General features: G+C 34.3%; 11 protein-coding genes and 1 pseudogene. 2 read left to right on the top strand and 10 right to left on the bottom strand.

All coding sequences use genetic code 11. From position 1 onward, the window contains the following. Positions 1-175 precede the first annotated feature (175 nt). Both AC1Q8L_RS25995 and AC1Q8L_RS25990 read right to left on the bottom strand, forming a co-directional pair. A complete protein-coding gene (locus AC1Q8L_RS25995) occupies positions 176-679 on the bottom strand; it encodes a nitrous oxide reductase accessory protein NosL (protein ID WP_000865665.1) in 504 nt (167 codons plus the stop codon). A gap of 135 nt (positions 680-814) precedes the next feature. Next, positions 815-1069, bottom strand: coding sequence for a hypothetical protein (locus AC1Q8L_RS25990; RefSeq protein ID WP_000857376.1), 255 nt, complete (start codon positions 1067-1069; stop codon positions 815-817). A gap of 254 nt (positions 1070-1323) precedes the next feature. Here AC1Q8L_RS25990 and AC1Q8L_RS25985 point away from each other — a divergent pair, with 254 nt between their 5' ends. After that, positions 1324-2628, top strand: a complete 1305-nt coding sequence (locus AC1Q8L_RS25985) for a CitMHS family transporter (RefSeq protein ID WP_000880483.1) — start codon at positions 1324-1326, stop codon at positions 2626-2628. A 46-nt stretch (positions 2629-2674) separates the two neighbouring features. Here AC1Q8L_RS25985 and AC1Q8L_RS25980 read toward each other — a convergent pair whose 3' ends face one another. From AC1Q8L_RS25980 to colA, 7 genes and pseudogenes are all read right to left on the bottom strand, one after another. Then, positions 2675-3367 (bottom strand): response regulator, encoded by a 693-nt coding sequence (locus AC1Q8L_RS25980; protein ID WP_000503468.1) that lies wholly within the window; start codon positions 3365-3367, stop codon positions 2675-2677. 2 nt (positions 3368-3369) lie between these two features. Continuing rightward, positions 3370-4977 carry an ATP-binding protein gene (locus tag AC1Q8L_RS25975; RefSeq protein ID WP_003269387.1) on the bottom strand — a complete coding sequence of 536 codons (1608 nt, stop codon included), beginning with the start codon at positions 4975-4977 and terminating at the stop codon, positions 3370-3372. A gap of 144 nt (positions 4978-5121) precedes the next feature. After that, positions 5122-5982, bottom strand: coding sequence for a methyl-accepting chemotaxis protein (locus AC1Q8L_RS25970; protein ID WP_369812832.1), 861 nt, complete (start codon positions 5980-5982; stop codon positions 5122-5124). A gap of 81 nt (positions 5983-6063) precedes the next feature. Next, positions 6064-7098: pseudogene (locus AC1Q8L_RS25965) on the bottom strand (HAMP domain-containing protein); the annotation flags it as partial. A 248-nt stretch (positions 7099-7346) separates the two neighbouring features. Beyond that, on the bottom strand, positions 7347-8915 hold the full coding sequence (gene floT / locus AC1Q8L_RS25960; RefSeq protein WP_000155000.1) for a flotillin lipid rafts scaffold protein FloT: 1569 nt from the start codon (positions 8913-8915) through the stop codon (positions 7347-7349). A gap of 12 nt (positions 8916-8927) precedes the next feature. Then, positions 8928-9476 carry an NfeD family protein gene (locus AC1Q8L_RS25955; RefSeq protein ID WP_001173144.1) on the bottom strand — a complete coding sequence of 183 codons (549 nt, stop codon included), beginning with the start codon at positions 9474-9476 and terminating at the stop codon, positions 8928-8930. Between the two features lie 246 nt (positions 9477-9722). Next, positions 9723-12620: a collagenase ColA gene (gene colA / locus AC1Q8L_RS25950; RefSeq protein ID WP_001036411.1), complete on the bottom strand. Its 2898-nt coding sequence runs from the start codon at positions 12618-12620 to the stop codon at positions 9723-9725. Positions 12621-12866: 246 nt separating this feature from the next. Here colA and opuD point away from each other — a divergent pair, with 246 nt between their 5' ends. Beyond that, a complete protein-coding gene (gene opuD / locus AC1Q8L_RS25945; RefSeq protein WP_025118071.1) occupies positions 12867-14417 on the top strand; it encodes a glycine betaine transporter OpuD in 1551 nt (516 codons plus the stop codon). 79 nt (positions 14418-14496) lie between these two features. Here opuD and AC1Q8L_RS25940 read toward each other — a convergent pair whose 3' ends face one another. Next, positions 14497-15360, bottom strand: coding sequence for a GNAT family N-acetyltransferase (locus tag AC1Q8L_RS25940; protein ID WP_000289530.1), 864 nt, complete (start codon positions 15358-15360; stop codon positions 14497-14499). Positions 15361-15476: the final 116 nt, after the last annotated feature.

Genomic DNA, 15476 nt, shown 5'->3' with positions numbered 1-15476 from the left:
AGCAATTAGTTTAGCACGTTTTTACCGCATTTGTATACATTTCTAAAAAGTACATAAATGATTGCTTTAGGTTACTATATTCCATTGTAACCGTTCTGCTAAAAATTTTACACCTTTTCTATATTTGCACCTGAGTAATAATAGAAAAAGACAACTACATAGTTGTCTTTTTCTATTAATGATGTCCACCATGATTTCCTGCTTTCGGTTTCCCCATCATCTCTTTATTCATTTCCCATTTATGCTCTGCTAGCTCTTTATACGAAAGAACTTTCCCCTTATAGTTAGATACAAAGCTCTCTGCATCTTTTTTATTTTTAAATGAAATGACATTATAAGCCATCGGTGTCGTTATTGTTTTATCATATACGTAAGTAGCGTCTTCTAACGAAATCCAATCTTTCGAATCATAATCTCGGACAAATTTCTCTTTCGTCTTTTCATCTGAGTTGATCTCCATCCATTTATACATACAACCGATATCATCAAACTTTAACGCTTTTCCATTTTCTAAAATAATTTCTGTTGCAAATTGATTATCTGTTACCCCAATTTGGCAAATATCACATTTATCATGTTTCTCATCAATGGCAACAGCTGCTGTTTCCTTTTTCCCACACCCGACTACTGTAAATACGAAACATAAACATATAGCAAGTACGACATATTTTACTTTCATCAATATTCCTCCCTAGAAACCGTATACTCCACGAAAAGAATACCAAAAGGTTGTGTGAGATTTGTGAAAAAACAATGTGCTTTTTGTAATATAGGAAACAAAAAAAGATGTGTAGTTATTTCTACACATCTCTCATCACTCACAACCTGTAATTAATAAATCATCTTCTAATTTAACTAATAATGTATCCGCACTAATTTCCTGTCCAACTTCTACATTTACCAATCTTATATTTCCACTAATCCCGACTGCAATTTTTTTTAGCTCACCGTCATTTTTTCGGATCATCAGTAATTTTTCCCATTCATATACGTAAGAAGATTCATTAATAAAAATCTCCTCTACTTTTCCTTCATAAGAGCTATAAATCTCTTCTATTCTCGTTTTCATATAACATCTACTCCCTATTTCACACTTCACTATTTTCATCTTATTCTACCATTCTTACGAGGAGTGGCTTACTTTTTAAAAATTCAAATTAACTACCGTGAACAAAATGAACAAAATAAAAATTATGCTTCTAATGATGTTATTTTTCAAATTATTTACCATTTGAATAGATGCTTTTATTATAAATAAAAAACCTTTTTCTGAATTTTTATTCTATTTTGAAAGCGCAATCATTCTTTTGAGGGGGAAATTACATGTTAGCACTACTTGGATTTGTGATGGTATTTGTCTTTATGTTTTTAATTATGACGAAACGTATGTCAGCACTAGTAGCCTTAATATTAATTCCGAGTGTTTTTGCAGTAATTGGCGGATTCTATGCCAATATGGGGCCTATGATGTTAGAGGGGATTCAAAAATTAGCACCTACTGGTATTATGCTTATGTTCGCTATTTTATATTTTGGGATTATGATTGATAGCGGTTTATTTGATCCTGTCATTAGTAAGATTTTAAAATTTGTAAAAGGAGATCCTTTAAAAATCGTTGTCGGAACGGCTATATTGACTATTATCGTTTCTCTAGATGGTGATGGTACAACAACATACATGATTACAGTTTCTGCAATGTATCCACTATATAAGCGCCTTGGAATGAACCCCCTCATATTGGCTGGAGTTGTTATGTTAGGGGCGGGGGTAACAAATCTTACACCTTGGGGTGGACCCACAGCTCGTGTTATGAGCGCACTTGGACTTGAGGCTTCCGAATTATTTACACCTCTTATTCCAGGAATGATTGCTGGTGCAATTTGGGTTGTTTTCGTTGCCTACTATCTTGGAAAAAAAGAAAGAAAACGTTTAGGAATTATGGATGTACAGTATTTAAAACAAATGCAAACAATGGATGAGCAAGCTGCAACTGTTGAAGCTGCAGCGCATAAACGCCCTAAACTTCTATGGATTAACTTTTTATTAACCGCTGCATTACTTGTTTGTCTCATACTAGAAGTTATGCCGTTACCTGTTTTATTTACAGTCGCTTTTGCTATTGCTGTTATGATTAACTATCCAAACCTAGAGCAACAGAAAGAACGTATTGCTTCTCATGCAGGGAATGTATTAGCAGTTGTTTCTCTCGTATTTGCTGCCGGTATTTTCACTGGTATTTTATCTGGAACAAAAATGGTAGATGCAATGGCTAACAGTGTAGTAACTCTTATACCAGATGCACTTGGACCACAACTACCAATTATTACAGCACTTCTCAGTATGCCATTCACATTTTTCATGTCTAATGATGCATTTTACTTCGGGGTATTACCTATTTTGACGAAAGCTGCTGCTACTTACGGAATTAGTGCAGCTGAAATGGGACGCGCTTCCTTACTTGGGCAACCCGTTCACTTATTAAGTCCTCTTGTCGCTTCCACTTATTTATTGGTCGGAATGGCCAAAGTTGATTTCGGTGAACATCAACGCTTCACTTTATTGTGGGCCGTTGGAACGACAATGGTTATGTTAATTACCGGAATTGTAATTGGGATTATTCCAATATAAGATGCAAAAAAACAGTAGAAGAAATAAAATCCTCTACTGTTTTTTATTATGAAGAAGCAAGAAAATACCGTCTCTCCGGTCTCCCAACACTTCCATATATTAGCTCTGCGTGGACTTTCTTCCCAGATATCAAATACTCTAAATAGCGCCTTGCCGTTGATCGGCTTACTCCAATCATTGAGCTTAACATTTCTGCTGTAATCCCTTCTTCATTAACTGTTAACATATGCTTTTTTACTTTCGCTAAAGTATAAGGATCTATCCCTTTCGGGGCATATTCTATTTGATCTCCCTTCACGCCTCTTTGAGACCATAAATATTCAATTTGTTCCGTAGATAATTGATTGTTCTTCTTTAACTGTATAATCTTTTTTTGATAGCCTTCTAGACTTGCTTTAAATCGATCAAACATTAGTGGCTTTACGATATAATCTGTTACTCCGCCCCGTAGGGCGTGCCTCACTACATCTGTTTCCGATGCCGCTGTAATCATAATAATATCTGTATCGTGCAAATGATTCCTAATATATGTGACAAGTTCCGTTCCTTGCATATCAGGTAAGTACACATCTAATAACACGAGCTGTGGCTTCACAAGCTCTAGCCATTCTTTCGCTTGTTCTCCAGTCGTTGCCGTTCCAATTACTTTAAATCCCTCAATTTTTTCAGTAAAACGACGATGAATGTCAGCAATCCGAATATCATCTTCTACAATTAATACTTCAATCTCCTCACCCATTACTATTCGCCTCTCTCTTTCGGTAGTGCAATAATAAATAACGCACCACCTAAATCCCCTTTTTCAATCGCAATACTTCCATTTAAATCTTCTACTAACTCTTTCACTTTTGCTAATCCATACCCTCGCTCTCCTCCTTCTTTCGTCGAAAAGCCTTTATAGAATATGCTAGTAATTATTTCATCATGAATCCCTTGCCCTGAATCTTCCACTTCAATTAATATTTCTTCTCCAATATCAGTTACAAACATCCTTACTTTCTTATCATTCTCTTCATTTTTTTCAATTGCTTCAAATGCATTCGTAATTAAATTTCCTAAAATAGAAACGACATAATTACTCTCAATATGTGGACTTAATTTGTCTAAACCACTTTCTCTATCTAGCATAAAATCAATCTTCAACTCTCGTGCTCTATTATAAAATCCAATTAAAATTCCACCTAGCCATGGATTTTGAATCCGCTTCATAATAAATTGAACAAAATCTTGATATACCGCTGTTTCCTTATGAATAAGCTCTAAAGCATCTTCGTATGATTCTAATTGGATAAGACCTGAAAGCGTATACAATAAATTGTTATATTCGTGCGTTTGCGCTCGTAATGCCTCTGTATATTGCTTCGTCTGAGATAATTCTGCTGTTAACTGATCCATTTCAGATTTCAAACGTAAGCTCGATACAACGCCAGTTACTTTATTCTTTACTTTAATAGGTAGACGGTTCGCAATAACAGCCTGTCCTTTTATATTTAATTGACGATCAAACTGTTCTTCACCAGTTTGAAGTACATCTAGTATCGTTGAATTAGGAATTACATTTAAAATAAATTCCCCAATAATATTTTGTTGCTTATCTAGCGAAAGAATATCATAAGCTGCTTGATTGACTAAACTAATCATGCCATTTTTATCGATTACAATAATCCCTTCACGTACAGATTGAATCACTGTACTATGCTCTTCATATAAAGATGAAATTTCTTCTGGTTCCATCCCGAACATCATTCTTTTTATACTTGCCGCTAAATATATAGAGCCGATTATTCCAATTAAAAGACCTATTATTGTAATCCAAAATACACGCTTTCCATACACTTCTACCGCTCCATGAATATCAGCCATTGAAAACCCAACAGACACCACACCAATAATTTCATTTTCCTGGTTACGGACTGGGACTTTCCCACGCAACGAAGGGCCTAATGATCCATTAGCTTTAGAAACATAAGATTTCCCTTCTAATAAAACGCCTTTATTATCTCCGCCAACCATTTTTTCTCCTATTTTATCTCGCTCAGGATGCGCATAACGAATCCCCTCTTTGTTTCCAACTACAATAAAGTCAGCCTCTGTATCAATTCGAATTTTTTCTGCGATTGGCTGAATAATAGAAGCTGGATTTTCTTTTTGAAAAGCTTCCTGAATTTCTGGTATCGCGGCAACTGTTTTCGCAACATGCAAAGCCCGTTTACCAATTTGCTCTTCTACCGTTTCAGATAATATGTAATAAAACAAATAACTCGTTAGCATAAGTACAACTAAAATAAGTGTACTAATAGTTAATGTAATTCTCGGTTGGAGTTTTAATTTTTTAAATTTCAAAACCATTCCCCTAACATGATTAAAGATAGAATTTAAAGAAAATACAGTTTTTTATTATCATAACACGGTTACTATATATTTCTTTCTTTTTTATCTTCATAAAAAAAGAAACGAAGCATAAGTACTACTTCGTTTCTTAACAGTTTATTATTATATTTTAAACTTACCAATCATCTCTTGTAATTCTTCTGCCATTTGTGATAAATGGACTGCTGCTGCATTTATTTCATCTACTGAAGCTAATTGTTCCTCAGAGGAACCAGCAATATTTTGAACACTTGCGGCATTTTCTTCAATCGTAGCTGCAATTTCATTAATAGATGCACTTACTTGTTTTGCATCTACCGTCATTTGTTTTGCTACATCTACCATGCTATCAATTTGTACAACTGTATCATTTGTAGACTTCAATATTTCGACAAAGCTTTGCTTCGTTTCATTTGCAACTACAAGTCCTGATTGTACTTCTGCTCCAACTTGATTCATAGAGCTTACTGTTTCTTTTATATCAAATTGAATCTCTTTCACTAGTTTCCCAATTTCCGTAGAAGACTGTCCTGATTGTTCCGCTAGCTTTCGCACTTCATCTGCTACAATTGCAAATCCTCTACCTTGCTCTCCAGCTCTCGCAGCCTCAATTGCCGCATTTAACGCTAATAAATTTGTCTGTTCTGCAATATGTTGAATTACTTCAAGGATTGCTCCAATTTGTTTCGACTTATCGTCTAACAAACCAATGATTTTGTCTGACTGTGAAACAGACTCATGAATTAATTGCATTTGATTCACAGTTTGTTCAACTAACTTCCCACCATTTTCAGCTTTTTTCTTCGTATACATAGAGGCTGTAGATACTAATGAAGAACTATCTGCAACACGCTGAATTCCTTCTGTAACTTCTTCTAACAATGTTGCTCCTTCTTCAACTTCTTTCGTTTGTATTTCTGCACCACTTGATACTTGCTCTATAGCCTGTGTAATTTGTTCCGTTGCTTCGCTTGTCTGCTTCATACTAGCTGTTAATTCTTCTGAAGATGCCGCTACATGACTTGCTGAAGTGTTTATATTAGAAATGACACTTTGTAACGATGCAGCCATCTCGTTAAAACTTTCTCCTAGCTGTCCAATTTCATCTTTAGAATGAACTGTAATTGATTCTGTTAAATCACCTTCACTAATCTTCTTCGATGATATGACAAGTTGTTTTAACGGTTTAATAATAGACGCAATTATGAAGTAAATTACAATCCCACCGATTATTAGTGAAATTCCAAGAACAGTTATTGTTTTATAGAAAATAGGTTCAGCCGCTTCGATAATTTCTTTGGAAGGCATAATTCCTGCTATTTTCCATCCAGTTTTCTTATTCGTTTTAAAAGTGATATTGCGATCTTCACCATCTAATGAATAATGAAAATCCCCAGCTTCCTGTTTATACAATTCTTTACTAAGTTTCTCTTCTAATTTCTCTCCTGGCTTCATTTTCGGGTGCGCTACTACATTTTTATCTTGATCAAATATCGCTACATATCCTTCCTTACCGATATTAACCATCTTAGAAGTAGTAACGATATCATTAATGATTAAGTCAATCCCAAGAACTCCACTTTTATCCTCGTTTTGTTTTGCTAGTGTAATAACAATATTTCCTGTCGTTTTTGACTTATATGGAGCAGTTACAATTACTTCTCCGCTTTTCTTCACTGCCTCTTTATACCAATCTCTTTCTGTAGGATTATATCCATCTGGCATCTGAATAGCTGGTGATTGAATGAACTGTCCATTACTAGATCCTGTATAGATTGCTTCCATTTCTGGATGCAGTTTATTGTATTCTTCTAGTTTATTTTGTATGTTTTGAATTTGATCTGCTTGGTAACTTGATTGTGTAAATAATTTCGTAAAATAAGTTGCATCTATTTTTTTACTATCCAATTCCTTATTAATTACATTATCCAAAATTTTTATATTATCTTTCGCCGAGTTTAAAATTGTTTCATTAAAATTCGTCTTCGCCTGTTGATAAGACGTCCAACCAATTACAATACTTGGAAGAATTAAAATAATAATAAATGATACAAGTAACTTTGTTTTTAAACTACTACTCCTTAATTTCCCTTGAAACATACTTCTACCCCTCCATACCGTTTTAAATGTAATTAATTAACATTTAATCTTTCTATAAAAATAATACGATTTAAATGTATCAATGAGACTCTCTATCTTTTTATACATCTAAAGAATTGATACATATCTTTTTCATTCTATATAAATTAAATAATTAAAACAATGTATAAAAATGTATATTATTCGAAATATTATAATTCATAGGAGAACCTCTAGTATTTCACTTACTAGAGGTTCTTTTCACCTTACTATTCTTTTTCTACTTCTTTTTTCTCATCTTCTACTACAGATACAACAGGTTTATCGCTTGATAATTGTTGTACCGCTCCTTTTCCTGCAAATCCTTCTAATAGCTCTTTTAAGTCAATGCCAGAAGAAGCTTTTAACGTTTCTTGCATCGTTGCCATTAAATCAGTCGCATAACCCGCAACTTTTCCGGCCCCGCTATTTTTACCACCGCCGCCTGTATCGACAACTGTGATTTTATCAATATTACTAAGCGGACTTGCAAGTTCCTTCGCATAACTTGGAAGCATTTTAAGAACCATATCCATAATTGCCGCTTGACCATATAATTCAAATGCTTCTGCGATTTTTTGTTTCGCTTCTGCTTCTGCTAAACCTTTTAATCTAATAACATCTGCCTCTGCTGTACCTTGCGCTTTTTGTACTTCCGCTTTCGCTTGACCTTGTGCTTTTTCAATTTCCGCCTTCGCTAAACCTTCTACACGTACTTCTTCTGCACGTGCTCTCGCTTCTGCTTCAATCTTATATTGATCCGCATCGGCTTTTTTAATTTGTTTTACTTTTTCTGCTTCCGCTGATTGCTCAACAGCATAGCGATCTGCATCGGCTTTTTTCTTAACTTCTGCATCATATTGCTTTTCACGACGCGCAATTTCTTTTTCTTCTAACTCAATTTGCTTTTCACGCTCAATGATTTTAACGCGCATTTGCTCTTCTGTAACACCTTGTTGTGCTTTCGCTTGTTGTAATTCGTAAGAAAGATCCGCATCTGCACGCGCTTGTTCTTGTTCTCTCTTATAAGACTGTACTTTTAATTCTTTATGTTTTTCAGCTTCAGCGATTTGTGCATCACGTTGATATTCTGCTTCTTTTGCCTCTTTTTCAGCACGGGCTTTTTCAATACGTGCTTCTTTTTCACGCTCTGCATTCGCAATTGTTGCATCACGCTTAACTGTCGCAATTTGGGGCTGACCAAGCGCATCTAAGTATCCGTTTTTATCCATTATTTCTTTAATTGTGAAAGAAACAATGCGAAGTCCCATCTTCTTTAAATCTGTAGAAGCTACTTCATGTACCTTTTGAGCAAATTGCTCTCTATTACTATACGCATCTTCTACTGTCATAGAAGATAAGATAGCACGGAGATGCCCTTCTAAAACTTCTTTTGCTTCTATTTTTAACTCTTCTGTTTCTTTTCCTAAATATTGTTCAGCTGCTGTGGAAACTTCTTCAATTGTTGATCCCACTTTAATAATAGAAACACCGTTTACTGTGATCGGTACACCTTGTTTCGTATACGTATCACGTGTACCAACTTCTAATTTATAGTTTAATAAGCTTAAAGGCTCTGCTCTTTGCATAATTGGAACTACGAAAGTACCGCCCCCGCGAATAATCTTAATCTTCTTTCCATCATCAGTGGTAACTACATTCTTTCCTCCACCAAGCCAGTTCCCTGTAACAATTAACGCTTCATCCGGACCAACCGTACGATACTTCGTAATAAATACTAAAATGAGTAGAATTAAAATTGCGAGTAAAACTCCACCGATAATTAATGGAATCGTCATGTAAATTCCCCCTTATAATTTTGGTTTCTTTAAAGAATAAGCGATGTTTTGTACAAGTAAAACACCATCTTGGACTCCCTCGATAATAACCTCTGTTCCTTGCGAAATATCTTTTTTTCCAACAGTTTTAGCTGGGATTGCATTACTTCCAAATTGGGATGAAATTAATACTTCACCAAATCCTTCTGTAGGAATTGTCGTAATGACTTCTCCTTTACAACCGATAAATTCATCCATACGTTGTACGGTATTTTGTTCTGCTTCTGCAATCGGTTTTAAAATTAGTATTTTCATGATGAAAACACCGATAAAAGATATAGCAAATGCAGCCCCAAAAATAAGAATGCTATTAAAGGAAAATAAATATTCTCCTATATAACTAAGTCCACATAACATGGCGAAAAAACTAAGTAATAAAGTAACAACGGATACAGATCCGCCCCCAAAACTAAATATCGATTCAAATATATCTCCAAAAAAGATATAAATAACAGTGAGTATAGTAGCAATAATAAATCCATATAAATAAATTGTTTCAAGTGGATAACCAAACAAAGCCATTTCTTATCCCCCTCTCTTAAACAATCCCTTTTTTGTTATGTGTATGCCCCACCTCTTTCAAAGATTATCATTCTTAATTTTCAGTCATTTCCCTTTTAAATAAAAGCCTGTAAGACAGGCCTCTAAAAAAGAACAGGAGAAACCTATTGTGACAGGCTCCTCCTAGAAAATAACCGATATATTATATATCTATATAATATACTATTTTCCACAAAAAGTAAAGTTAAACATACATTGGAAAAGCGCTTATTTTACTGACAATTCGTATGTTCCATCGCCATTATCATATTTATATACATACAAGTAATACTTACCTGGTTTTGCATTAAATTTTGCTTCTATATGATTCCCATTAGCTTGACCGTAAGCCGCATAATTTTGCATATCTGATTCATGGTGAAGTACCCATGTCATCCCAATTCCATACTCATTTAAAACAGAAATGTCGATATCTTTCGCTGATGCTACATTAAATGTATAAACATCAGTGTGGTCCCCACCAATAAGACTACCTTTTATAGTACTATTTAGCCCGATACGATTTGCTTCCTCTGGACGATTATTTGGTTCTGATTCTGTTAAACTTCCATCTTTAATCGTAACAGTTGTTTCGCTTCTGCTCTCTTTTCCCTTATCATCTTTTACTCTTAACGATACTTTATAAGAACCTTCTCTTTCATATACATGTACTGGATTCACTTCTGCACTTGTGCTTCCATCTCCAAATTCCCATAAATAAGAAGCAATTTTTCCATCTTCATCGCTTGAGCCATCACTTTTAAATTGAATTCCCTCTTTTACAAGACCATTATAAGGGCCATTTATATTAACCGTTGGAGCTTTATTTTCTCCATCATCTTTTGCGATTCCATGGAAGACTACATCATATTCAAATTCATTTGAGCTATTCACACGATAATTGACAAAGTATGCTGTAACAGTTTTGTAGCCACTCCATTCTTTTTGCGCCAATTGTTCTAAAGATTCATTTACTCTTTTACTCATTTCTTTCCAATCTTCTGATTCACCTTTTGTGACACTACCTGTATACGTACCTTCTAATGTAAATGTATTAAAGAATTGAGAATTATGTTTTGTCATTTTTGTATCTTTCATAGGCAACGTATCACTAATTTCTTTCTTCACCGCTCCTAATGACTTCGTTGCATGTTCAGCTAAATAATCATCAGCTACTTCTGGTACAGTGTATGTATCTTGATTATCAATTAACTGCTGCATATACTCTTGATACTCTTTATTTAACTTAGGATCTTTACTTAGATTTTCACGATATGCATCATAATTTTTCACGTCATTCGCACGAATCAAATCTTGAATTTTATCAAATGTTTCAAACTGATGCGTATATAAATAAGACTGCAATGCGAACGAGTAATTATAGAAATCCCAAGAACCGTATTTAGCAAATAGTGTACGCTCTGCTGTATAACGGCTTGCAGGATCAGATGATAATCCGCTAATTATACTCTTTCTTGGTACAACGTTATTCGTACGAGTAGATCCTGCGAAAAACTCTGCATTTCCTTCTTGGAACCAAGTTAGCCTTTCATTTTGATACATATCTCCTCTTCCAAATAAACCAGGAACTTCATATCTCCCTTGCAGATAATGAGTAAATTCATGACGGAATAACTCTTCTAAACTATAAATACTTTGCTCTGGCGTACGCTCATATGTAAAGAATGTTCCTGTCTCTTCAATATAAATTCCACCGTTGTTTGTTTCATATCCATACAATTGTCTATTTAACTGATATTCATCTGGACTATTATAAATTACGATCGTTAATACATCATCCGCATTTCCTGGCTCTAACGCTTTGTCATTTCCAATTACACGGTGATACTGTGCCTTTACTTCCTTCGCAGCCCAATATAGTCTCTTAATTTTTTCTTCTGATACTTTATCTCCTGTTTTGAACACAATTGATCCATCGTCGAATGTATACGTTTTTGGTAAGTATTGCTCTTTTCCTTCTTTACGTATTTTCTCTAAATCTACTGTATTCCCACTATAATCTTTACCATTATAATTTGTTGTAATTTGTTCTACCGCAACAAAATAAGGTTCACTTAAGCGCGGGTACATATGCATCGCTTGTGTAACAACCTCTAATCCTTTATTTGGATTGCTATGAAACTTCCCTAAACGGCTAGCAAAATAAATGCCATTATTAACGAGCCATTTATTTTCTGACGTTACTTCATTTAGAAGAGCAATACGATTTATTTCATTAATAAACCCATCTACTTTTCCATACCACATCGTTTCATTCGCTTCTTTACGAGCCTCAGTTAAGTACGACTGTATATCATAGTCAATACCTTGCATAATATCGTATATTGCTTGTCCCTTCATTCGATCATTTACATAAGTAGTATAATTATCATTGTATTGCTTTAAAATATTCGATGCGTATTGAACCGTTTCAACATCGCTTGAAGCATTACTAATTAATTTACCGTATGCAGATACGACTGTATCTTGTTCAACTGTACCAAGCTTAAAGTTTGGATTTTTTGCGATTGCTTTTAAAGCAGGTAAACATTTATCCTGGAAGCTTCTTTCATTTAAGTCGCTTAATTCACTATTATAAAATGCAAGATAAAAAGCTGAACGCAACACTTCAGTAAACGTTTGAATTCCTTTTGAATCATCTTTTGTAAATGTACTACCTCTATGAGCTAATTCATCTATAATGACTTGCATTTTTCCTTTATCTTTATAAAAAGCCTTTGCATCTTCATTAAACTGAAATAAGTCTGTAATTTGGTGCCACTTAATACTGCCTAACGTTTCAACCAATTCTTGATCATTCATTTTGTTTAAATCAGCCATTGAATAGCTTTCTTTAACTTGCTTTACTGCAGTTTTCTTCGTAATAGATGCTGGTCGCTGTGAAAAATCTCCTACTTTTAAACGTTCTTGAAATGATAAAGTTTCATCAACTTTTGAAATATGTCCAACTTCATCTACCGACTTTTCAATTCCAACCGGTTTCGTTTTCAACACGTTATACGGTACTTTTTCTTCCGCTGCTGCATGAGTTTGAAGTGCGCCTAACGATAAAGCCATTGTACTAATGCTAAGCATCACTTTATTGATCTTTGATTTCTTGTTCATATCCTTGCCCCCTATTTTAATATTCCATTCAAGAATTTAACATAAAATCCGGATGTAACAATATAAAATGCAATATTTCATATTATTTCTTCCTATAATTTGTACATATCGTGAACACATTGCTCTTTACCTACCTAAAACAAATTGCATCCTTTCACATTATAAAAAGGAAATTTTTTGACAATTAAAAACTTAATTGTTATGATTATTATAATTGTTAACTTTATTAAATAAGGGTGGGATTCTATGATAAAAAAAGAAAACAGTGTATTTTATATCTCCTTCTTGCTAACAACATTATTCATTATATGGGGAATTACCCCAGCAAGTTGGATACAAGGCTACGATTTACAAAGTGTTACATCTTCTTTAAACTCATTTATCCTCAATAAATTTGGGTGGTTTTACTCTCTACTTATGACTACAATGATTATTTTGGCTGCTTATTTAGCATTTTCTAAGTACGGTTCTATTCGTCTTGGTAAAGATGGAGAAAAGCCAAAATATAATTATCCATCTTGGCTATCCATGTTGTTTGGGGCAGGAATGGGAATTGGACTCCTCTTTTATGGAATCGCTGAACCGATTTCACATTTTACAGATCCATTAACAGGAAAAGCAGGTACAGAAGAAAGCGCCAAACTCGCTATGCAATATTCATTTTTCCACTGGGGACTCTTTCCGTGGTCACTATACGCAATGGTCGCTTTAACAATTGCATATTTCACATTCCGCAAACAAAAAGGTAGCACTATCGGGGCTACAGTTACTCCATTATTTAATCGATCGAAAAATTCTCGTATCGGAAAAACAGTTGATATTTTAGCTGTTTTAGCCACAGTGTTTGGCATTGTACCATCTGTTGGGATTGGTGCTCAACAAATTGCTGGAGGATTAAGCTATTTATTCCCTTCCATTTATAACACTTTACTTACCCAGCTCGTACTTATAGCTATCTTCGCTGTTTTATATTTAACAAGTGCACAAACTGGCTTAGATCGTGGGATTAAATATTTGAGTAACTTGAATTTCTCTCTTGCAGGTATTTTACTCATCTCTTTCTTACTTTTAGGGCCAACCGTATTTATTATGAAATATTTCACATCTACACTCGGTTCTTATATTGGAGCTTTGCCTAGTATGGGATTAAATTTAGGAGCATTTAATGAAAAATCTTCTTCTTGGATTGAAAACTGGACTATTTTCTATTGGGGATGGTGGATTTCTTGGTCTCCATTCGTCGGCACATTTATCGCACGTATTTCTAAAGGGCGTACAATAAAAGAATTTATTTTTGGAGTTGTATTAGTCCCAACTCTTATCTGTACATTTTGGTTTGCAGTATTTGGTGGTACCGCAATTCATATGGAAATGTTCCAATTGCTTGGAATAGCTGATGAAATTGCAAAAAATGGTACAGAGATTGGATTATTTGCTGTTATTTCACATCTACCATTCTCTACATTTTTAACGATTATCGGGTTAATTTTAGTAGCCACATTTTTCGTTACTTCTGCTGATTCAGCAACATTTGTTGTTTCCATGCAAACGAGTAACGGAAGCTTATCACCGAAAAATAGTTTAAAACTTATATGGGGATTAACAATCGCGATCATTGCAGCTCTTTTATTACAAGCTGGAGGATTAAATGCACTACAAATTGCAGCTATAATCGCAGCACTACCATTTTCTATCGTAGTCGTTCTTATGGTTACTTCGCTCTTTAAAGAGCTGCGAAAAGAAGATGTTAATTCGCAAACGAAAGAAGTATCTCAAAAAATAAAAAAAGTTATGTAACAATTGGCACCTCAAATTACTTTTAAATCCGTAATAAAACCCATTCATATGAAATATCATTTTCATATGAATGGGTTTTTCACTCTATTATATAGTGTTGTAAACATGCTTTTTCCTCAAAACCTACTTTCTTGTACAATTTCATCGCACGATCATTATTCGTATTCAAACATAGTACTGTCTCTCTCATCCCTTGGAAGGAGAAAATATACTGAATTGCCCCTTGTAATATCCGCTCTCCGACACCTTTTCTTCTACTATTTTCAGCGGTTGCAATAAATTCAATATTCGCTTCTTGAAACTCTGGATTTACTTCCACATATACATAACCTTCTAACTTATCATTCTTCATACTTACAAATAATTTATTCGTATTACTTAAACGTTCAATAATTTCGTTTCCGTCATAATACGTATTAGAAAATACATGATTGTGTAAAGCGATAAACTGCTCAAACACTTGTGGTAAAGCCTCTTCTACATTACATATAATACGGTGCTCCACAATATTATTTAAAACGAGAATACTATGTCGACCTTGTTCTTTTGCATGTAAATTCCTCATTAAACGGGCACAATTATTATTTTCCACATGATAAAAACCATAAAATCTCTCAATATGAAAAGGCACCTTTTCTATAAGTTCCTTCCACATATGTAAAGCAACTTCTTCCCAATTCTCTGCGATAATAAACGGTCCCCATATCTCTGCACATTTCTTTACTTCATCCACATCAAATCCTAATAAACCTATTAAATTATTATTCTCATAAGTAGCAACAAAAGATTGTTCCCAGCCTATATCTGAAAAATCATGAATAATTGTCTGTAACAACTCCTCTTTCTCATCTCCACAATAGCCAACATGATGAGTAGCATCTTTATTCATATTCGCAATAAATGCTGCCACCTCTTCAATTTTCAAAATAGAACTGACATACATAACCTCTCCTCCTTCACTAATATATTCACACCTTTTCCATTTATATCCTTCTAAAAAAGACATCACCATAAGCATATTTCAAAATGAAATCGCCATGATAATGTCTTCTCAAAAAC

Source organism: Bacillus sp. GW823-FHT06A11 (genome assembly GCF_058795355.1).
This window is presented reverse-complemented; position numbering and strand designations above follow the sequence as displayed.

Excerpts from the sequence above, each read along its gene's own strand:
- AC1Q8L_RS25995 (WP_000865665.1), bottom strand. The coding sequence starts at position 679 with ATGAAAGTAAAATATGTCGTACTTGCTATATGTTTATGTTTCGTATTT.
- AC1Q8L_RS25990 (WP_000857376.1), bottom strand. The coding sequence starts at position 1,069 with ATGAAAACGAGAATAGAAGAGATTTATAGCTCTTATGAAGGAAAAGTA.
- AC1Q8L_RS25985 (WP_000880483.1), top strand. The coding sequence starts at position 1,324 with ATGTTAGCACTACTTGGATTTGTGATGGTATTTGTCTTTATGTTTTTA.
- AC1Q8L_RS25980 (WP_000503468.1), bottom strand. The coding sequence starts at position 3,367 with ATGGGTGAGGAGATTGAAGTATTAATTGTAGAAGATGATATTCGGATT.
- AC1Q8L_RS25975 (WP_003269387.1), bottom strand. The coding sequence starts at position 4,977 with ATGGTTTTGAAATTTAAAAAATTAAAACTCCAACCGAGAATTACATTA.
- AC1Q8L_RS25970 (WP_369812832.1), bottom strand. The coding sequence starts at position 5,982 with ATGAAGCAGACAAGCGAAGCAACGGAACAAATTACACAGGCTATAGAG.
- floT (WP_000155000.1), bottom strand. The coding sequence starts at position 8,915 with ATGACGATTCCATTAATTATCGGTGGAGTTTTACTCGCAATTTTAATT.
- AC1Q8L_RS25955 (WP_001173144.1), bottom strand. The coding sequence starts at position 9,476 with ATGGCTTTGTTTGGTTATCCACTTGAAACAATTTATTTATATGGATTT.
- colA (WP_001036411.1), bottom strand. The coding sequence starts at position 12,620 with ATGAACAAGAAATCAAAGATCAATAAAGTGATGCTTAGCATTAGTACA.
- opuD (WP_025118071.1), top strand. The coding sequence starts at position 12,867 with ATGATAAAAAAAGAAAACAGTGTATTTTATATCTCCTTCTTGCTAACA.
- AC1Q8L_RS25940 (WP_000289530.1), bottom strand. The coding sequence starts at position 15,360 with ATGTATGTCAGTTCTATTTTGAAAATTGAAGAGGTGGCAGCATTTATT.